This window comes from Streptococcus salivarius (assembly GCF_000785515.1).
Taxonomy (GTDB): domain Bacteria; phylum Bacillota; class Bacilli; order Lactobacillales; family Streptococcaceae; genus Streptococcus; species Streptococcus salivarius.
The window spans coordinates 1,434,914-1,455,712 of sequence record NZ_CP009913.1 but is presented as its reverse complement, the minus strand read 5'-3'; the positions used below and the strand labels follow the sequence as shown (position 1 = coordinate 1,455,712).

The following is a 20,799-nucleotide window of genomic DNA, read 5'->3' as shown; positions in this document are numbered from 1 at the left end:
TTTTGACTTGAAGTAGATTGATGATAGAGATTTTGCCGGTAGCCTTACTAGGTTTTAGAAAACAAAAAGAAAACACCAGAAAAAATGATTTCTGGTGTTTTTGAATACATTTTGGCAAAAATGAGGTATTTTTCAAATACTTACAGTTGTTAGTTTGATATTAATCCTTTTTCTCTGTAGCTACGCCATTTTCGTCAATAATATAGGTTTTTCCATCTTTTTCAAGCGTAGTGTTAGTGGTAATTGGAGAACCTTTTGACTCTGGACTAACTGATATCGGCTTTTCAAAATGATAAAGTTTACCATCAAACTCTGCCCATTCGCCACTAAAAGGAGTAGTCATATAAATTTCAGGGTTGAAATAATAAAGTCTATTATCTTCTAACCGAATGACACCTGTTTTTACAACTCCATTTTCATCAGAGATACAGAAACCATTCCAAGAGGTCGAGGTGTCTGTAGCTGTATTCCTTAGAAGTCGTCCTTTAGGACCCAAAAGATAGGTCTTTTCATTGATATTTTGTAGATATGTTCGGTTTTCAGCTCCCCATGGTGGGCTAATGTAGTAGGTTTCATTATTGTGATTAACCCACCCGAACTGTAGATGACCGTCCTTATCAGCATAATAGTATTTGTAGTTGCCGTCAATATCATTAGAAAGCATACTACCGTCTTTTTTGAAGAAATAATCGAAATCACCTATCTTGTGTCTATCATTTCGAACTTGGTAGCCATCTTCTTTAAAATAAACACGTTTACCTTCAATAGTTGCCCAACCAAATATCTGGCTTCCATCCTCGCCAAAATAAGTATATTTTTTAGAAAAGTAATCGCCTGTTTCATGGAATTTATTTACGAACATAGCACCAGTATCGTTATCGAAGAAATAGTACTTTCCATCAAGCAGAAGTCGTTTTCCTTTGGCTTGTTTTCCAGTTGGATCAAAGTAGTATTTTTGATGATTAATAATTTGAAGTCCAGTGGCTAACTGTCCATTTTCTTTAATATAAGCCCAATCACCATCTCTATCTTGAATAAATTGTCCAGGTTTATTCATAGTTACATAACCATTTTGGTCAATGACATAACGAATACCATTAAGTTCAAGTGTTCGGTTAGTCCACATTGCTCCGCTGTCTCTATCGAAATAATGTGTTTGACCGTCAATTTCGACAAGTCTTCCCTTAGCTTGTTTGCCCTCTTTATCAAAGTATAGAGTGACATTATCTATTGAATGGAGTCCTGTGACAGCTTTTCCCTCGTTATCAAAGTAGTACCAATTCCATGCATCATCGTGTTCGAAACGATTTGTTAGTTTAGTTTCGGTCGCTACTCCTTTATCATCAATGAGGTAGGCTTTTTTATTGTAAACTAAGGTTTTGGAAACTGTGAGAGGGGAAGTTTCGGAAAGCGAACTTGTTCTATTGAAAGCATAGAATTTATTATCACTTTGAATTACAGTTTCTTCAATTTTAGTTAAATCTGTGTTTTCTGGAAGTAGATGTCCGATGTAAAAATCATTGTTTTCATCAAGATAGTATAGATTACTAAAATCATCACCAATAATACGTTTAATCTTATCGGTCTTTGTTCGTACTCCGTGGTCAATAATGTCTACTTCTTCCCTGACGGTAGCGGTATAACTTCTTCCACCATGCTTGTAAGTTCTATTTATGCTAGGCTCTAAGTGGTATAGCTTACCATCAATCGTTTTCCAAGTAGGTGTTGTAACTGTAAACATTTTGGGGATATTTCTATTATTTTCAAAATAATAGAGTTTACCATTATTTGCAGTGCTAACACCTGTAAGTAAAACCCCATCCTTATCTGTACCTACGATGCCAGAGTAGTATGCATCATAATCCAGTTCCTGACGTTTGAGTAAAGGTCCGAGATAGTTTTTTAGAAGTTTGCCTTCAAAATAGTAATAGTCCTTGCCTCCTTTTTCGACTATATCAGTGACTGGTGAACCAGAATTTGAAAAATAGTAGTCATCACCATTAATATGATGTTCTCCGGTTAGTACTTGGCCAAATTTATTGGAGCGATAGCTAGTATTTAAAGTTCCAACAAAGACACGTAATGACTGAATATAAAAGGCATCTTTTACCAATTTTCCATGATTATCAAAGAGGTAGTTTTGTCCTTTGAAGATAGTAAGACCATTTTCAACTCGACCAGTATGATCAAAATAATAAAGTTGATCGCCAACTCGATGCCATCCATAGTAACGTCGACCATCAGAACCATAATATTCGTAATACGTTTTAGCAAATGGTTCCTGTCTTCTGATTTCAATAGACCAAGTATGCCAATAGTTGGTTTTTACAGCACCTGAATAGTGACTAAAATAGTAATGGGAGCCGTCAATGATTCTTTCCCCATCTTTCGCTTGACGACCTTCTTCGTCAAAGTAAAGAGTTACTCCATCTACATTTTGCCATCCTTTTAGTTTCTCTCCTGTTGCGGTGTAATAGTACCAGTTGCCTGAGGAATCTTCTTGGAAATGGCCACCAGAAACAAGTGGACGTTGAGGAAGTTTCTGTTCAGTTTCAATCAAAAGACCATTAGCTTCTGCGTGGTAAGTTTTTCCATTAATAGTGATGTCGGTATTTATAACCTTATGACCACTATCCTTATCAAAGTAATAGGGTTCGATACCTATTGTAACGATTTCACCCTTGGCCTGAACACCGTCTGGGTAGAAATACATGTCGAAGCCATCTATAGTCTGTTCGCCTGTTAGAAGTTTCCCTTCTTTATCACTATAGTACCAGTTGCCGTCGTCATCCGACCAAAAACGGTCACGAACCAATTGGCCAGTATCTTTTTGAAAATAATAGGAATTTCCATCTAGTACGACAAAGGCATCTTTAGCTTGGACACCATTAGGGTAAAAGTAGAGTGGTATATTGTCAATAACTTGTTTACCGATAAGTGCTTTCCCATCTTGGCCTAAATAGTACCAATTTCCATTCTTATCAGATGCAAAAGCACTACGGGTAAGTTGTCCACTATCTTTCTCAAAGTGATATGTTGATCCATTAACGTGACGGGTGTCTCCTTTGACTTGCTTACCATCGGCATCGAAGTAGACATTCACATTATCAATATTTTGCATACCAGTAAGTGCTTTCCCATCCTTAATATAGTACCAGTTGCCCTGATCATCGCTAGTGTAATGACCGCCGGATATTACGGGACTTTCTTCTACTTCATGGGCTGCATTTGTTTCAGAATGTGATGTTTCAGAGCTTACGACTTCACTGCTAGTAACAGTAGAGACTTCCGAACGAAGAGCTTGTTGAGAGTTAATTTCAGAAGTACCTATGTCTGAAGTAGCTGCATCAGTGACACTTTGTTTAGATTCAGTAGAAGTAGTTTCAGTGATGATTTCACTTGAATTTGTTGTGACTAAAGATTTGTTTTCCTCTGGTTTAGTAGTGACTTCATTAGTTGACGGGCTTATGACATCGATTGCATTTTCTTCTATGCTGTTTTCAACCGTTGGTTCTGAGGTGGAGTGAGTCTGTTCAGCTGCGGACACATAGCCCAAGCTTGCAAAACTAAGTCCTAGAGCTAGACCAGTTACTGCAATGGTTACCCATTGCTTTTTTACTTTGTGAAGTTTAAAGTATACTTTCTTTTCCATGATAATGCTCCTTTCATAAAACTAAATAATAGTAGCAAGGATATGGTTAACTCATGAGTAAAATTAAGTTAGTATTATGGTTCTATTACTTACATATCAAGTTTATCATCACATTTTAATAAAATCAAAGAATTGTGTAAGCGTTTTTATTTTTGTATAAACTCTTTCCAACTCTACTCTAAACAAAACTGATAGTATATGAATGATAAACTTTCATTAAAGAGAGTTAATGATGTATTTGCTTTAAGTTAGCAGCGGATAGATCCTTGAGTAGGGTATTTTTGATATTCATAATATGCTATCCACTGATTTTAGAACGCCACCAAAAAAGCCACTGGCATACAAAACCAATGGCTTTTAACAATTTATTTCTTCTTCCCTAGTACAAAATAGCGGCTAGGGATTTGTTGTGTCAAACTGACGGCGATGGCGATGGTAAATGAAGCTAGGAAACAAGCCCGTAGGAAGCTGAGTCCTAGGTCTGAATTTCCAATCAAGAGGAAGTAGACCGCACGGTAGAAGCTCATCCCGGGGATGAGTGGGAACATGCTTGAGGCTAGGAAGACTGTAGCTGGACATCTACGGTAGTGGGCCAAAAAGCGTGAGGTGAATGTGACCAGTAGGGCAGGGAAGAGGATGGCTAAGACCTCGTGATGGGTATTGTTCCAAATCAAGAGGTAGAGGAGCCATGAGCCTGCACCTAGGGTTCCGAGGTCTAAGAAGTATTTCTTTGGTACTCGGTAAAGCACGGAGAAGGCTGCTGTCCCCAGCCCGGCCATGAAGGTCTGAATCAAGACCTCCTGCCATGAGGTAGATGGTGTTGAGAACATGCCTGATAATTGTTCCGCAAAGGGTAGAAGTGAAATCATGGCAAGAACACCGACAGAGATAGACAGACAGGTGGAGACCCCTGACAGCATTAGGGCCAGTCCACTGTAGTAGTTGTTCTGGGTGAATTCACGAATGGCATTAACAAAGTAGGCCCCAGGAATCAAAATCATCAAGGTTCCCAGGATAATCACGCTACGGTGCTGGCCAATTCCTAGATAGTAGAGAACATTGGCTGATAAAGCTGCGATGGCACTAGAGAGGATAATCTGCAAGAAACTGGTATGAATAAAACGTGAAAAGAGCTGCATACCAATCCCTACAAAAAGTCCAGATATAGCCGCAGCAGTCCCATCAATCCAGCTACTTCCCAGAGCTAGCGAGAAGCTCCCAGCACCAATGACACAGGCTATAATGTCCTCTAAAGGACGATAGAAAGTCTTCTGCTCAATGGTTTTCAGCTTTTGGAAAATGCTAGAGACAGGTTGATTTGGCTGCTCTGCCAGTTCGCGAGACAGGCGGTTCACTTCCTCGAGTTTTCCCAGATGGATAGAAGGAGCTGAGGTAGCTAGGACACGAGACTCCTTAAGACCTGAGCGGTTGAGTCCGGAGATCATAACCCCTCGATTGACCACGTAAGTGGAAAAGTCTCTGATACCAAGAGACTTGGCCATGTGTCCCATAGTGTCTTCAATACGGTAAATCTCAGCACCGCTCTCCATAAGGACACGGCCAGCCTGAAGGACGGCATCCATTTCGTTTTTAGTTTCTGTTTCTGTCTCTCTTGGAAAATCGATGGTCATTTGAACCTCCTTATCGCTTAATTCGTCATTCCATTATAAGGCTTGAATGGAGGTTTTTCAATAGCTTTGACGACTAAAATAGGACTTTCTATGAGATTTTTCTTCTACTTAATGATAGGGGGCAGGAAAATGGAGGGCTTGCCTTTTGCCTTGCCATTGGTAGAGGCAAATGCTACAATTAAATTATAAAATGTATGCGTTTACATATTTTTACGCTACCTTTCTCAAAAAGCGTTTAAGTCCTTTATTTATAGGGGTCTTAGCAATTAAAGAAGGGAACAAATGTAAGTGCAAATAGATGATACCTTTGAAAAGGAGACAATTCCATGAAAAAAATTATCAATAAACCTGAAAATGTTGTGACAGAGATGCTAGATGGTTTGGCTTATGTTCACAGTGATTTGGTGCATCGTGTTGACGGCTTTGACATCATCGCTAGAAATGAGCAGGCTGCTGGTCAGGTCGGTCTCATTTCTGGTGGTGGAAGTGGTCATGAGCCAGCTCACGCTGGTTTTGTAGGTGATGGTATGCTTTCAGCAGCCATCGCAGGTGCAGTATTTACGTCACCAACGCCTGATCAAATTTTGGAAGCTATCAAGGAAGCAGATCAAGGGGCTGGTGTCTTCATGGTTGTTAAAAATTATTCTGGGGACATCATGAATTTTGAGATGGCTCAAGAATTGGCTGAAATGGAAGGTATCGAGGTTGCCAGTGTCGTTGTGGACGACGATATTGCTGTGGAAGATAGCCTCTATACTCAAGGTCGTCGTGGGGTTGCAGGTACCATTTTCGTGCATAAGATCCTAGGTCATGCGGCTCGCGAAGGTAAGTCTCTGGCTGAAATCAAAGACTTGGCTGACAAGATTGTTCCTAATATCCACACTATTGGTTTGGCCCTCAGCGGTGCGACAGTTCCTGAGGTCGGCAAGCCTGGTTTTGTCCTAGCAGAGGATGAAATAGAGTACGGTATTGGTATCCATGGTGAACCAGGCTATCGCAAGGAGTCTATGCAACCTTCTCGACAGTTAGCTGAAGAATTGACAGGGAAGCTCCTTGAAGCCTTTGAGGCTAAGTCAGGCGAACGCTATGCCCTTCTCATCAATGGTATGGGTGCGACACCACTCATGGAGCAGTATGTCTTTGCTAATGATGTAGCAAGTATTCTTGGAGATGCCGGACTAGATATAGCATATAAAAAGTTAGGTAATTACATGACATCTATTGATATGTCAGGTCTCTCATTGACGCTCATGAAGATTGAAGATGAGGCTTGGCTTAAGGCTTTGGAGAGTCCAGTTAAGACTATTGCTTGGTAGTCTGACGTGAGAACTAGAAATTAGGTATATTATGGATAAAACAGTTGCAGTAAAATGGATGCAAGACTTTGACCAAAAAGTTGAAGCAGAAAAAGACCACTTGTCTGAATTAGATAGTCCTATTGGAGATGGTGATCATGGTTCTAACTTGGCGCGTGGTATGGCGGCAGCTATTGAGGCTATTAACACTACTGAACCAAAAAGTGCAGCAGAGGTTTTTAAGGCGGTGTCAATGGCCTTGATTAGTAAGGTTGGTGGTGCCTCAGGTCCGCTTTATGGGTCTGCCTTTATGGGCATGATGAAGGCTGAACAAGCTGGTCAGGATTTGGCAGGTGTGCTTGAGGCAGGTCTCGAGATGATTAAAAAACGTGGCCATGTAGAAGCCGGTGAAAAGACCATGGTGGATGTTTGGCATCCAGTTGTTGAAGCTGTCAAACAAGGCCAACTCACCATTGATGTCATTGATCAAGCTGTTCTTTCAACCAAGGAAGTTGCGGCTACAAAGGGGCGTGCCTCTTATGTCGGTGAGCGTTCAATTGGTCACATCGACCCAGGTTCCTATTCATCTGGCCTACTCTTCAAGGCCTTGCTAGAAGCGGAGGGCTAGGATATGCCAGAACTTGGAATTGTGATTGTATCCCACTCCGCTGATATTGCTAAAGGTTTGGTGAGTCTGATTCGTGAAGTTGCGCCAGATATTCCTCTGACGGCTACAGGTGGTCTTGAAGATGGTGGCTTGGGTTCTAGTTTTGACCATGTTCAAGTAGCAGTGGATAGTCAGCCTGCTAACCGTCTCTTGGCCTTTTATGATCTGGGCAGTGCTCGCATGAATTTGGAGATGGTTGAAGAATTTTCAGACAAGGAAATCCTTATTCAGCAGGTACCTCTCATTGAGGGGGCCTATGCGGCATCAGCCTTGCTTCAGGCAGGAGCGAGTGAAGTTGAAATCTTATCACAGATAAATGAATTAACCATTCAAAAATAGAATAAAGGAAAACTATGACAAATCAAATTAAGTATAAATGGGCTAGTCTTGGAACTGGCGTTATTGCCAACGAATTGGCACAGGCTTTAGAGGCTCTAGGTGGTAAACTCTATTCCGTTGCAAATCGTACCTATGATAAGGGGGTGGCCTTTGCTGAGACATATGGTATTGAAAAGGTTTATAAAGAGATTGATGAAGTGTTTAAAGATCCTGAAGTGGATATTATCTACATTTCAACGCCTCACAATACGCATATCAATTTTCTTCGCAAGGCACTTGCAGCAGGTAAACACGTCCTCTGTGAAAAATCTATCACCTTAAATAGTGAGGAATTGGCAGAAGCTATCCAGCTCGCCGAAGAAAATCATGTCAAACTGGCAGAAGCCATGACTATTTTCCATATGCCTATCTATCGAAAACTATCTGAAATCGTGGAAAGTGGTAAGCTAGGGCCTCTCAAGGTCATCCAGATGAACTTCGGTTCTTACAAAGAATATGACATGACCAACCGCTTTTTCAATCGTAATCTAGCTGGTGGTGCCCTACTTGATATCGGTGTCTATGCCCTATCCTTCGTGCGTTGGTTTATGACCTCACAACCGACAGAGATAGTTTCACAGGTCAAATTAGCTCCGACTGGCGTTGATGAGCAAGCGGGCATTCTTCTTACCAATGCAGAAGGGGAGATGGCGACGGTGACGCTAAGTCTTCATGCTAAACAACCTAAACGTGGCACCATCGCTTATGACAAGGGCTATATCGAGCTTTACGAATACCCACGTGGGCAAAAGGCAGTCATCACCTATACAGAAGATGGCTCACAAGAAGTCATCGAGGCCGGAGAAACCGCCAAAGCCCTCCAGTATGAAGTCCTAGACATGGAAGCAGCCGTCTCAGGAAGGGAAAATCATCTTTATCTGAACTATAGCCGAGATGTCATGGAACTTATGACTCAACTCCGCAAAGATTGGGGCTTGGTCTACCCAGAAGAAGAGTAGCGATTAGATGATAAACAAGACCAGTATAATGTACTGACTACAAAAGATAGACAGTCTCTTAAAAGGATATAGCCCTGCATAAGATAGGAATAGGTCCATTTAACCGATTCTATATAAATACATTTATGTCAAAGGAGAAAGACATGAGAAATTTTGCAAGTCCGTCACGTTACATTCAAGGTGAAAATGCCTTATTTGAAAATGCAAAAGCCATTTCAGAATTGGGAACTCATCCTGTTTTACTATGTGACTCAGTAGTTTATGATATTGTAGGTAAACGTTTCGAAGAATACCTTGTTCAAAATGGACTCACAGTTGTACCAGTCTTCTTTAATGGAGAAGCATCGGATAATGAAATTAATCGTGTGGTCAGCCTAGCCAAAGAAGAAGACTGTGATTTAGTTATTGGACTCGGTGGTGGTAAGACTATCGATAGTGCTAAAGCTATTGCAGACCTTCTACAATCGTCAGTTGTTATTGCCCCAACTATCGCATCTACAGATGCTCCAGTTTCAGCTTTGTCTGTTATCTATACTGACGAGGGTGCCTTTGAGCGCTATATCTTCTATTCTAAGAACCCAGAGTTGGTTTTGGTGGATAGTAAAGTGATCTCTCAAGCACCAAAACGTTTGTTAGCATCTGGTATTGCAGATGGCTTAGCAACTTGGGTAGAAGCTCGAGCAGTTATGCAAGCCAACGGAAAAACTATGCTAGGTAAACACCAAACTCTAGCAGGGGTTGCCATTGCTGAACGCTGTGAAGAGATTCTTTTTGCAGATGGTCTACAAGCCATGGCCGCTTGTGAAGCTAAAGTGGTAACGCCTGCCCTGGAAAATATTATTGAAGCTAATACCCTTCTTAGTGGTATTGGATTTGAAAGTGGTGGTTTGGCTGCTGCTCATGCCATCCATAATGGTTTCACAGCTCTCACTGGCGATATTCACCATTTGACTCATGGTGAAAAAGTAGCCTACGGAACTCTTGTGCAATTGTTCTTAGAAAATCGTCCAAAAGAAGTTTTGGATAAATACATTCGCTTCTATCAACAAATTGGCATGCCAACTACTCTTAAAGAAATGCATCTTGAAAATGCAAGCTATGAAGATCTTCTCAAGGTTGGTCAACAAGCGACTATTGAAGGAGAAACTATCCATCAAATGCCATTTGAAGTGAAAGCCTCTGATATTGCGCAAGCCATCGTTGCTGTAGATGCTTATGTTCATGGATTAGCCTAAGTAAATTTGGTCTTTTGTAGGGAAAGTGCCACCATTCCCGTATAGGAATATTATCCCCCTCAAGCACTTATCCCTACATGATAGACAAATTGTTATAGGAAAGGGTTCAGTTCTGTATTAGATAGGACTGAGCCCTTTTTACTATTTAAAAACCAATATTTCCAAAGTCCCTCAAAGCGGTTTAAGAACTTTTGAAAACATAAAACATTTTCAAGAAATCTTGATTTAACAGTCATTTCCCTTGTGTAAGCGTTTCAAAAAGTGTATACTATAAGTAGAAAGATAGGAAAAGGAGATGGCTAGTGGCTAGTATAACAATTGAAGCGAGCAAGGTAGCTAGAAAGAGTCCTATTCGCGTAGACACTAGTCTTGTGGGGACCGTTTCTGGAGTGGAAGACGTGAGCGTTTCCCTACCATCGTCAAAAGCTCGTTTGAGTGTCGGAAAATTGGGTTACAAGTCTAACACCATTACGGTGGAGGACGGGCAAATTGTCCGTGTTACTAGCAATTTTCTAAATCGCTTTATAGCGATAGCGCCATTGTTACTTTATCTTGTTGGAGGTCGTTACCTCCCACTTGTTGCTGTCCTATCTACTATAATTTTGCTTTTTAGCTTACCTTTTCTCAAGTTAGAAATCGTAGGCTGATTAGAATCGGGAGTGGCTTAGCCCTCTGTTTGATACCTTTAACTCACTTTTTCATAATAATGCTAGGCCACTCCCTTTTCATTGGGAACGGGTCGAGACGAAAGAGTGGGTTATCAAAAAGGGAACTCGATAGAGTTTCCCTTTTTTCTTTCTCAATCTAAAGTCATTTCTAAAAGACCCCAGTTGGTAAAACTGAGGTCTTTCTTGTTTTAAATCATGAATTACTTACGGTACAATTTGTCGTATTGATAGTAAGGATCGAAGGTCACATTGATACCGAGCTTACGAAGAACATTTTTGTCTTCATCGGTAAGAATGATTGTTGAGTGAGCTTCAGAACCTTTGAGGTTACCAAGTTCCTCCATGGCACGCGCCGCATCCGCATTGTTGGCAGCTGTAATGGCCAAGGCGATAAGGATTTCGTTGGAGTGGAGACGAGGATTACGGCTACCCAGATGGTCAATTTTCAGACCTTGGATAGGTTTAACCACTTCAGGCTCGATAAGTTTAGTATCCTTATCAATACCTGCAGAAGTCTTGATAGCATTAATCAAAGCAGCTGCAGTTGGACCAAAGAGTTCTGAATTCTTACCAGTGACGATTTGACCATTTGGCAATTCGAGGGCAAGAGCAGAACCACCTGTTTCTTCAGCCTTAGCGCGTGCTGCAACGACCACTTGGCGATCTTCAGGAGTAATACCAAGATCATTCATGAGCAACTCAATCTTCTTGACAGCAGTCTCAGGAACACGTTCATTTTTGAAATCAAGGACGGTTTGATAGTAGCGACGGATAATCTCTTGTTTAGAAGCTTCTTTGGCTGCCTCATCATCCGTAATGGCAAAACCAACCATGTTAACACCCATATCTGTAGGTGAAGCGTAAGGTGACTCACCAAGGATGCGTTCAAGCATACGTTTAAGGACTGGGAAAATCTCGATGTCACGGTTGTAGTTTACCGTAGTTTTGCCATAAGTTTCCAAGTGGAAGGGGTCAATCATATTGACATCATCAAGGTCGGCAGTGGCAGCTTCATAGGCCAAGTTGACTGGGTGATGAAGTGGCAAATTCCAAACTGGGAAGGTTTCAAATTTTGCATAACCTGATTTGATGCCATTGATTTGGTCGTGGTACATGTTAGACATACATGTCGCCAATTTACCAGAACCAGGACCAGGAGCAGTAACAACGATAAGGTTTCGGCTGGTCTTGATATAGTCATTTTTTCCCATACCTTCAGGAGAAATGATATGGTTCATATCCGTTGGATAGCCCTTGATAGGGTAGTGGATGTAAGACGTGATGCCATTTTTTTCCAGTTGGTTACGGAAGGCATCAGCCGCAGGTTGACCTGAATACTGCGTAATAACAACAGAACCCACATAGATATTGAGCTCGTTGAATTTATCAATCAGACGAAGGACCTCTTGATCGTAAGAAATTCCAAGGTCACCACGAGCCTTAGAGTGCTCGATATTGCTAGCATTGATGGCGATAACCACTTCAACCTGATCTTTAAGCTCTTGAAGGAGCTTGATTTTATTGTCAGGCTCATAACCAGGAAGGACACGAGCAGCGTGGAAATCCTCCAACATTTTACCACCAAACTCCAAGTAGAGTTTCCCGTCAAACTGGTTAATACGCTCCAAAATATGGTCGCGTTGCAGATTCAAATACTGTTCAGAACTAAAAGCTTGTTTCTTCATAAATAAAAATACCTCTGAGAAAAATTATATCAAATGCCGAAGGTAAATGCTATTAGCGAAAGTCGATTTATTGGAGAAAAAGAGTTTAAAGTCAATCATGATTAGAATATTTAATTTCATAAAGGTTTCACATTTGTCGTCTATAATTAGAATAAGAAATTAAAGCATCCTCACTTATCTTTGGTATAGCTGAGGGCTAATGTCTTAAATGGAGGTGGAAGATGGTTCTCTTACAACAGGCAACTGCTTATATTTTTCGCAAAAAAACTCGGAATTTTATCCTTTTTCTCATTTTATTTTTGATATTATCTTGCTTGTATTTTTGTTTTTCTCTTATGCAAGTTGGTGGAGGAATGAAAGCACAAATCAGGAAGTCAAGTGGGGCAAGTTTTGCTCTGGTAAGTAAAGAAAGAGGCAGTGCATTTTCCTGGAAAGAGGGGGAAAAGATTAGTCATCTATCTGATGTGATGACAACGATACCTGAATATATAAGCCCAGTACGACTAATCGATAAGAAGGTTGTTACAGGAAAACAAACGGTGAAACGTGATGACCTTGATAATGAGGCTAATCAAGCCTTGGGAGCCACTTTCACTAAGGGAACAGGGCAAAGTGTTGATTTTAGGAGTGGTGCTTTTCAACTCCTTAAGGGAAAGTACTTATCTGCTAAAGGTCAAATTATGATTCATGAATCGCTTGCTAGAAAAAATAAGCTAAGCGTCGGAGACAAGCTGACCTTGTCCAATTTTCAGGTGACTGAAAATAGAGCTAAGAAAATGAGCTTTGATATCGTTGGTATTTTTTCTGGCAAGAAGGAGGAGACATTTACTGGAATGTCCTCAGATTTAAGTGAAAATCAAGTCTTCCTCCATTATGAGGACTCTAGCCAGTTGCTTAATTTGACTGATAAGTTAGTGACAAAATTATCCTTTGGTATTAAGAATCCAGATAGAATCGACCAAGTCATTAAACAAGTGAAACAATTAGATATCGATTGGTATCGTCTACGTTTGGACGAGGACCGAAAAGCTTTTGACTCCTTGAAGGAATCGTCTCAAGCGCTACAAGGAATCGTCAGAACGATGATGATTAGTTTAATTGTTACAGGAGCAGGTATCCTCTCGTTTTTAATGGCACTATGGACGCGTGAGAGAAATCATGAGATAGGTATTCTTTTAGCAATTGGGAAGAGCAAGGGACGCATTTTTGCTCAATTTCTTATGGAGATATTGTTGGTGTCCCTTATGTCTTTGCTACCAGCCCTTGCTATTGGACGACTACTAAGTCGACTGTTTTTGCAAGAATTTATAGGACAGCAAGGACAGCAGCAGGCTCTTCAGTTATTAGATCAAATTCCTCAGGGACTACCTTTAGGGCTATCTTATCTATGTCTTCTAGTCTTGGTAATATTATCGCTCGGTGTGACAACAGGTCTCATTTGGCGCAAAACTCCAAAAGAAATCTTATCTAATATGAGTTAAGGAGAAAGGAACACTATGTTAGAACTCAAAGATGTTACGTATAGTTATCAAAATAAAAGTGAAGCTATCTTCTCGAAGGTGAATTATCGTTTCGAGAAAGGTAAATTTTATAGTATTATTGGGCAATCTGGAGCGGGAAAAACGACCTTACTTTCCCTTTTGGCAGGTCTTGATTATCCCAAGAAGGGGCAGGTCTTGTTTAACGGAGAAAATATCAAGAAAAAAAGCTCTAGTTATCATCGTAGACACCATGTTGCGCTTGTTTTTCAAAATTACAATCTCATTGATTATCTTACACCTTTAGAAAATGTACGACTTGTTAATAAAAATGCTGATAAGAAGATACTTTCTGAATTGGGATTAGATGAAAAACAAATTAATCGAAATGTCCTACAACTTTCAGGTGGGCAACAACAACGCGTAGCTATTGCACGGGCTTTGGTTTCAGAGGCTCCGATTATCTTAGCAGATGAACCGACAGGAAATCTAGACGACGAAACTGCCAAGGATATTATTGCTATCCTTAAAAGAATGGCCTTAGATCGCCAAAAATGTGTTATAGTTGTCACGCACAGTAAGGAAGTTGCTCAGGCATCTGATGTTGTTTTAGAGTTGAAGAAGAAACAACTCATAGAAAAGAAAAAATAAAGAAAGGACTCTTATGTTTCGAAACGCTTTTGCATATATTACACGAAAATGGTCAAAGTCACTATTACTGTTAACTATTATTCTTTTGATGAGTACTCTTAGTTTGTTAGGACTTGCTATGCGAAGTGCAACCCAAGAAGCTGCATCAAAGAGTCTAGGGGCAATTACCAATAGTTTTTCAATGCAGATTAATCGTAACACGAATCCTGGAACTCCTCGAGGGGCTGGAAATCTTAAGGGAGAAGATATTAAAAAGATTAGTGAGACTAAAGGAATTGTTTCGACTATTAAACGGATAAATGGTATTGGTGATTTACTAGATTATGAGATTATTGAAACAGAGCAAACGCTACAAAATCAATCGCCAGAACGTGCTAAAAATTTTAAGTCTACCTTGATGTTGACAGGAGTCAATGACTCATCAAAAGAAGATAAATTTGTTTCAGGTGCTTATAAACTAGTTGAAGGAGAACATCTAACCGATAAGGACCATAATCAAATCTTGATGCACGAAGGTTTAGCTAAAAAGAATGGTCTTAATGTAGGAGATAAAGTAAAGCTTAAATCTAATCTCTATGATGCTGATAACGAAAAAAGGGCTGATGAAACAGTAGAAGTGACTATCAAAGGTTTATTTTCTGGTCAAAATCAAGCAGCCGTTACCTACGCTCAGGAGTTGTATGAAAACACCCTCATCACTGATCTAGACACAGCTGCAAAACTCTATGGAAATACGGTAGAAACTGCCACTTATGAGGATGCCACTTTCTTTGCTAAAGGTGATCAAAATCTTGATTCCTTGATAGCAAAGATTCAAAAGTTGGACATTAACTGGACCCTCTACGATCTTGTTAAGAGTTCATCAAACTACCCTGCTTTACAGGAATCTATTCTTGGGATGTATCGTGTGGCAAATCGTATGTTTATTGGAAGTCTCATTTTTACAAGTTTATTGCTAACCCTTTTGTTGATTTTATGGTTAAATGCTCGTCGTAGAGAAGTTGGTATCTTTTTGGCCTTGGGACTTAAAAAGACACAGGTTGCGGGTCAATTTTTAATGGAATTACTGATGATTGCCTTACCAGCCTTTCTTTTATCATATGGTTTAGCGAGTTTCTTTGCCGAAAAAGTTGGTAAAACAGTCCTTTCCAATGTTACGGAAGGTATCAATAAGCAAATGACAAAAGAATCTCTAGCTGCAAATCTCGGTGGAGGGGCTGAGGCAGAGAGCTTCAGTAAGACTCTGACTCAGATTCACATGACAGTCCAACCTAAGCAACTTTTGGTAGTCATTCTAGTCGGTGGATTTATTTTAAGCTTGGTATCCTTGATTTCTTCTCGCTGGCTTCTTCACAAGAAACCCAAGGACCTCTTAGTTGATGTTGAATGATAAGTTTGCTGCACCTATAAAAAACGGTATAATGGAAGAAAGAGACCATATATAGATTAAAAGGATAATGTATGAAGATACTAATCGTAGAAGATGAAGTCCTGATTCGCGAAGGGATGAGCGACTATCTCATGGAATGTGGCCATGAGGTCTTTGAAGCAGGTGATGGCCATGAGGCCCTGGGCCTCTTTTACAGGGAGATGCCAGATCTTGTCTTGCTGGATATCCAGCTCCCAATCCTCAATGGCCTGGAAGTCCTCAAGACCATCCGGAAGACCAGCTCGGTCCCTGTTTTGATGCTGACGGCCTTCCATGACGAGGACTATAAGTTGACAGCCTTTGGAGAGTTGGCAGATGGGTATCTGGAAAAGCCCTTCTCCTTGTCTCTATTGAGAGTCCGTATCGAAGCTATTTTTAAAAAGTTCCAACCTTCCCGGGTTTTCACATATGGAGATGTGCGGGTGGATTTTGAGAGTTACACCGCCAGCCTAGCTGGGCAGGCTATTTCCATGAACGCCAAGGAGTTGGAAATCTTGGAATACCTGCTTCAGCATGAAGGCAAGGCCCGGACCCGATCTCAGATCCTTGATGCCGTCTGGAAGGAGACGGAGGAGATACCTTTTGACCGGGTGATCGATGTCTATATCAAGGAACTACGAAAAAAACTAGAGCTGGACTGTATCGTTACGGTACGCAATGTCGGCTATAAATTGGAGAGACCATGACCAAACGGAGTATCTTTGCAAAGATCTTTCTGATCACCTTTGCCCTTTTTAGTGGCTTAGTCATCCTTCTACATGCTTCGGTTTACTTTATTTTCCCGTCGACCTATATCGAGTCCCAGCGCCAGACGATTTTGAAGAAATCCGAGGCCCTGGCTAAGAGTTTCCAAGGTCAGGAAGAAGGGACCATTGAGTCGGTCATCGACCTTTATTCCAAGACCAATGATATCAAGGTCTCAATTAAGGGCAAGGAAAAACAAAATGCCCTAGAGGTCAAGGATGACTTGCTCCTGAACCCTAACAGCCAGAACAATTCCTTGGTCATTGAAGAGCGAAAGATTGAGACCAAAGAGGGGAAGGACTTGACCTTGCAATTCTTAGCAACTGTCGATTCCCAAAAGGAAGCGCGGGACATCAGTTTGGGCTTCCTTCCCTATAGTCTTCTGGCTTCCTTTGTCCTGTCACTGCTTGCCTCTTATCTCTATGCCCGCCTGATTTCTGCTCCGATCCTTGAGATCAAGCAGATGACCAAGCGGATGAAGCGCTTGGATCGGACAGCTAGTCTTCCCATTCATTCACAGGATGAGATCGGTGTTCTTAAGCAACAGATCAACGACCTCTATCACCATCTTCTAGAAGTGATCGACAATCTAGAGCAGCAAAAACAAGAAAATCTGAAGTTGGAGCAGATGAAGGTCGAATTCCTACGTGGAGCCTCACATGAGCTCAAGACGCCTCTAGCCAGCTTGAAGATTATCCTTGAAAATATGCGGGATAAGATCGGCCGCTACAAGGATCGGGACCGCTACCTGTCGGTCTCCCTCGATATCGTCGATGAGATGAACCAGATCGTCCTAGAAATCCTGTCCCTGTCTTCTGTTCAAGAATTAGGTGGTGATAAGGAGTGGATCCAGTTAGATGATGTGGTAAATCGCATACTCAATCAAAATCAAGTGTTGGTTGAGACTCGCTCCCTATCAATTGAAAATTATCTTCCAGCAACTAGTATTTTCATGAATTTAGCTATTTTGAAATTGGTTCTCTCAAATATCATCAGTAATGCCGTCAAGCATTCTGATAAGGGTGGAGTAATTCGAATAGGTTTAGAAAATGAAGGAACTGATTTTGTCATTGAAAATACGATTGTATCTAAAGAAAATACTCCAACTAAAGTTCAGTCTAAGAAAGAAGGAGGATTAGGCCTTTTTGTGGTTAAATACCTTCTAGAGCATGAGGAACTTAGCTATAGATTTGAGGAAAGTTCTACGGGGAGGCGCTTTGTTATGGTCTTGCCCAAAAAGTAAAAAGCGATGGTTAAGGTATTAACTATCGTTTTTTTTGTATTGTTAAAATAATCAAAGGCTAACCTTACATTTCAACTCTATTGTTTTTCAACATTACCAAAAATTTAAGGAGTCTGGAGTATAGCTCATTGAAATGTTTTAAACAACGAGAGAAAACGCTTGCATTACTTCTAGAAAAACGTAAAATAGAACCATCAGACTCATGATGATAATAAAAACAAGGAGTAGAATTATGCAAAAATATTGGTGGCACAAGGCTACAATTTATCAAATTTACCCCAAGTCGTTTATGGATTCCAACGGTGATGGAATCGGTGACCTCAAGGGGATTACCAGTAAACTAGATTATCTTCAAAAACTCGGGATTACAGCTCTTTGGCTTTCCCCTGTTTATGATAGTCCTATGGATGACAATGGTTATGACATTGCTAACTATGAGTCTATTGCGGATATTTTTGGAGACATGAATGACATGGATGAACTTTTGGCGGAAGCCAAAAAGCGTGATATTCAAATTATCATGGATCTGGTGGTGAACCATACTTCTGATGAGCATGCTTGGTTTATCGAAGCGCGTGACAATCCAGAAAGTCCTGAACGAGATTTCTATATCTGGCGAGACGAGCCTAATGAGTTGGTATCTATCTTTAGTGGATCCGCTTGGGAATATGATGAGACCTCAGGTCAATATTATCTGCATTTCTTTAGTAAGAAACAGCCAGATCTCAACTGGGAAAATCCACAGTTGCGCAAGAAAATTCATGATATGATGAATTTCTGGATTGATAAGGGAATCGGCGGTTTTCGCATGGATGTGATTGATATGATTGGTAAGATTCCAGATCAACTGATTGATACAAACGGTCCAAAACTTCACGATTATATTAAGGAGATGAACCAGGCGAGCTTTGGAAAGCATGATCTTTTAACCGTTGGAGAAACCTGGGGAGCAACCCCTGAAATTGCTAAACAGTATTCAAATCCAGATAATCAAGAACTTTCCATGGTTTTCCAGTTTGAACATATTGGACTTCAGCATAAGCCAGATAGTCCTAAATGGGAGTATGAGAAAGAGTTGGATGTTTCAGCACTTAAGACTATTTTTAATAAGTGGCAAACCGAGTTAGAGTTGGGACAAGGGTGGAACTCACTTTTCTGGAATAATCATGATCTGCCTCGTATTCTTTCAATGTGGGGAGATACTGGTGTCTATCGTGAGAAGTCAGCCAAGGCCTTAGCTATCCTCCTTCATCTCATGAGGGGCACACCTTACATTTATCAAGGTGAAGAAATCGGCATGACCAATTATCCTTTTAGAACTTTGGAAGAATTGAATGACATTGAATCTCTCAACTATGCCAAAGAAACTCTCGAAAAAGGAGTATCGCTAGAAGTTATCATGGACCAAATCTGTCAGGTGGGTCGTGATAATGCTCGAACACCAATGCAATGGGATGAGTCTAAAAATGCTGGATTTAGCACAGCGGATAAGACTTGGTTACCTGTTAATCCAAACTATAAGGACATAAATGTTAAATCAGCTCTAGAAAATCCAGATTCAATTTTTTATACCTATCAGAAACTGGTTGAGCTTCGCAAAACACAGGATTGGTTGATTGATGCTAACTTTGAACTCTTGGAAACTGCCGATAAGGTCTTTGCCTATATCCGTAAGACTCAAGATAGCAGCTATCTAGTTGTAGTTAATCTATCAGACCAAGAACAAGACTTTTATTATGATTTTGATGGTATTGAAGTTATCATCGCAAATACCGAACTGAAATCAATTGCAGAACAAAGCAAGCTCCAAGCCTGGGATGCCCTTTGTGTGAAGGTGAGATAAAAAGTGGTTGTCAACCCACGGTTGACGACCTCTTTTTAATCTATAATCAAGTTAGTCTCATAGACTAGAATTATGTTATAATAATAGAAAAATAAGAAAAAGGTAAATTTTATGGCAATCTTAGTTTTAGGTGGGGCTGGTTACATCGGTTCTCACATGGTGGACCGTTTGGTTGAAGCAGGCCAAGAAAAAGTTGTTGTCGTGGATAACTTGGTGACGGGTCACCGTTCGGCAGTCCATGCAGACGCTGTATTCTACGAGGGGGATTTGGCAGATCAGAACTTTATGCGTAAAGTCTTCAAGGAAAATCCTGATATCGATGCGGTTATTCATTTTGCGGCCTACTCACTTGTGGCTGAGTCTATGGAAAAGCCACTTAAGTATTTTGATAATAACACTGCTGGTATGGTGAAGTTGCTTGAGGTCATGAACGAATGTGGTGTCAAATACATTGTCTTCTCATCAACAGCTGCGACTTATGGTATTCCTGAGGAAATTCCAATCCTTGAAACCACACCACAAAACCCAATCAATCCTTACGGTGAAAGTAAGCTTATGATGGAAACCATCATGAAGTGGTCAGACCAAGCCTACGGCATCAAGTATGTTCCTCTTCGTTACTTTAATGTGGCGGGTGCCAAACCTGATGGTTCGATTGGTGAGGATCATGGTCCAGAAACTCACCTTCTTCCAATTATCCTTCAAGTAGCTCAAGGTGTTCGTGAGAAAATCATGATTTTTGGAGATGACTACAACACTCCAGATGGTACAAATGTTCGTGACTATGTTCACCCATTTGACTTGGCTGATGCTCACCTCCTTGCTGTTGAATATCTTCGTAAAGGAAATGAATCTACAGCCTTCAACCTCGGTTCTTCAACTGGATTTTCAAACCTCCAAATCCTTGAAGCAGCTCGTAAGGTAACAGGTAAGGAGATCCCAGCTGAAAAGGCTGATCGTCGTCCTGGTGACCCAGATACATTGATTGCATCCTCTGAAAAGGCTCGTACGGTACTAGGTTGGAAACCACAATTTGACAACATCGAAAAAATCATCGAAAGTGCCTGGGCATGGCATTCAAGTCATCCAAAAGGCTATGATGATAGAGATTAATTATAAGGGATAGAAAGCTCCATCTGGTCACAAACTACCACTTGGAGTTTTTTCCTACACATCGTAGCAAATCTTTGCATTTTTATTTTATATCCTTTAAGATAATTCTGTTACAAATTGAAAAGGAG

16 protein-coding genes are annotated in these 20,799 nt (G+C 40.7%); 13 read left to right on the top strand and 3 right to left on the bottom strand.

Annotated elements, in window-relative coordinates; all coding sequences use genetic code 11:
* Positions 1-160: 160 nt before the first annotated feature.
* Positions 161-3,652, bottom strand: coding sequence for a KxYKxGKxW signal peptide domain-containing protein (locus tag SSAL8618_RS06970; RefSeq protein ID WP_038676378.1), 3,492 nt, complete (start codon positions 3,650-3,652; stop codon positions 161-163).
* Positions 3,653-4,017: 365 nt separating this feature from the next.
* Positions 4,018-5,283, bottom strand: coding sequence for a threonine/serine exporter family protein (locus SSAL8618_RS06965; RefSeq protein WP_038676377.1), 1,266 nt, complete (start codon positions 5,281-5,283; stop codon positions 4,018-4,020).
* 326 nt (positions 5,284-5,609) lie between these two features.
* On the opposite strand from SSAL8618_RS06965, the gene dhaK reads away from it, so the two are divergent.
* The 6 genes from dhaK (at position 5,610) to SSAL8618_RS06935 (ending at position 10,464) form a co-directional block, all read left to right on the top strand.
* Positions 5,610-6,599, top strand: a complete 990-nt coding sequence (dhaK, locus tag SSAL8618_RS06960) for a dihydroxyacetone kinase subunit DhaK (protein ID WP_022496782.1) — start codon at positions 5,610-5,612, stop codon at positions 6,597-6,599.
* A 31-nt stretch (positions 6,600-6,630) separates the two neighbouring features.
* Positions 6,631-7,206: a dihydroxyacetone kinase subunit DhaL gene (dhaL, locus tag SSAL8618_RS06955; protein WP_038676375.1), complete on the top strand. Its 576-nt coding sequence runs from the start codon at positions 6,631-6,633 to the stop codon at positions 7,204-7,206.
* Between the two features lie 3 nt (positions 7,207-7,209).
* Positions 7,210-7,584, top strand: a complete 375-nt coding sequence (gene dhaM / locus SSAL8618_RS06950; protein WP_013990335.1) for a dihydroxyacetone kinase phosphoryl donor subunit DhaM — start codon at positions 7,210-7,212, stop codon at positions 7,582-7,584.
* Between the two features lie 14 nt (positions 7,585-7,598).
* Positions 7,599-8,582 carry a Gfo/Idh/MocA family protein gene (locus SSAL8618_RS06945; RefSeq protein ID WP_022496781.1) on the top strand — a complete coding sequence of 328 codons (984 nt, stop codon included), beginning with the start codon at positions 7,599-7,601 and terminating at the stop codon, positions 8,580-8,582.
* Between the two features lie 143 nt (positions 8,583-8,725).
* Entirely contained in the window at positions 8,726-9,817 is a 1,092-nt protein-coding gene (locus tag SSAL8618_RS06940) for a glycerol dehydrogenase (protein WP_021143902.1), read from the top strand.
* A gap of 302 nt (positions 9,818-10,119) precedes the next feature.
* Positions 10,120-10,464, top strand: coding sequence for a hypothetical protein (locus tag SSAL8618_RS06935; RefSeq protein WP_022496780.1), 345 nt, complete (start codon positions 10,120-10,122; stop codon positions 10,462-10,464).
* Positions 10,465-10,685: 221 nt separating this feature from the next.
* Here the strand turns inward: SSAL8618_RS06935 and SSAL8618_RS06930 are convergent, their stop codons facing one another.
* Positions 10,686-12,170, bottom strand: coding sequence for a DUF1846 domain-containing protein (locus tag SSAL8618_RS06930; RefSeq protein WP_022496779.1), 1,485 nt, complete (start codon positions 12,168-12,170; stop codon positions 10,686-10,688).
* 221 nt (positions 12,171-12,391) lie between these two features.
* Here SSAL8618_RS06930 and SSAL8618_RS06925 point away from each other — a divergent pair, with 221 nt between their 5' ends.
* The 7 genes from SSAL8618_RS06925 to galE all read left to right on the top strand — a co-directional run bounded on the left by SSAL8618_RS06925 (position 12,392) and on the right by galE (position 20,671).
* Positions 12,392-13,651 carry an ABC transporter permease gene (locus tag SSAL8618_RS06925; protein ID WP_022496778.1) on the top strand — a complete coding sequence of 420 codons (1,260 nt, stop codon included), beginning with the start codon at positions 12,392-12,394 and terminating at the stop codon, positions 13,649-13,651.
* A 15-nt stretch (positions 13,652-13,666) separates the two neighbouring features.
* Positions 13,667-14,299: an ABC transporter ATP-binding protein gene (locus SSAL8618_RS06920; protein WP_014632914.1), complete on the top strand. Its 633-nt coding sequence runs from the start codon at positions 13,667-13,669 to the stop codon at positions 14,297-14,299.
* 13 nt (positions 14,300-14,312) lie between these two features.
* Positions 14,313-15,689 carry an ABC transporter permease gene (locus SSAL8618_RS06915; RefSeq protein ID WP_022496777.1) on the top strand — a complete coding sequence of 459 codons (1,377 nt, stop codon included), beginning with the start codon at positions 14,313-14,315 and terminating at the stop codon, positions 15,687-15,689.
* A gap of 71 nt (positions 15,690-15,760) precedes the next feature.
* Positions 15,761-16,414, top strand: a complete 654-nt coding sequence (locus SSAL8618_RS06910; RefSeq protein WP_022496776.1) for a response regulator transcription factor — start codon at positions 15,761-15,763, stop codon at positions 16,412-16,414.
* Positions 16,411-17,715, top strand: coding sequence for a sensor histidine kinase (locus tag SSAL8618_RS06905; RefSeq protein ID WP_038676371.1), 1,305 nt, complete (start codon positions 16,411-16,413; stop codon positions 17,713-17,715). Before SSAL8618_RS06910 ends, SSAL8618_RS06905 begins: the two co-directional genes overlap by 4 nt.
* Positions 17,716-17,947: 232 nt before the next feature.
* Positions 17,948-19,558: a glucan 1,6-alpha-glucosidase DexB gene (gene dexB / locus SSAL8618_RS06900; RefSeq protein ID WP_038676369.1), complete on the top strand. Its 1,611-nt coding sequence runs from the start codon at positions 17,948-17,950 to the stop codon at positions 19,556-19,558.
* 111 nt (positions 19,559-19,669) lie between these two features.
* On the top strand, positions 19,670-20,671 hold the full coding sequence (gene galE, locus SSAL8618_RS06895; RefSeq protein WP_038676367.1) for a UDP-glucose 4-epimerase GalE: 1,002 nt from the start codon (positions 19,670-19,672) through the stop codon (positions 20,669-20,671).
* Positions 20,672-20,799: the final 128 nt, after the last annotated feature.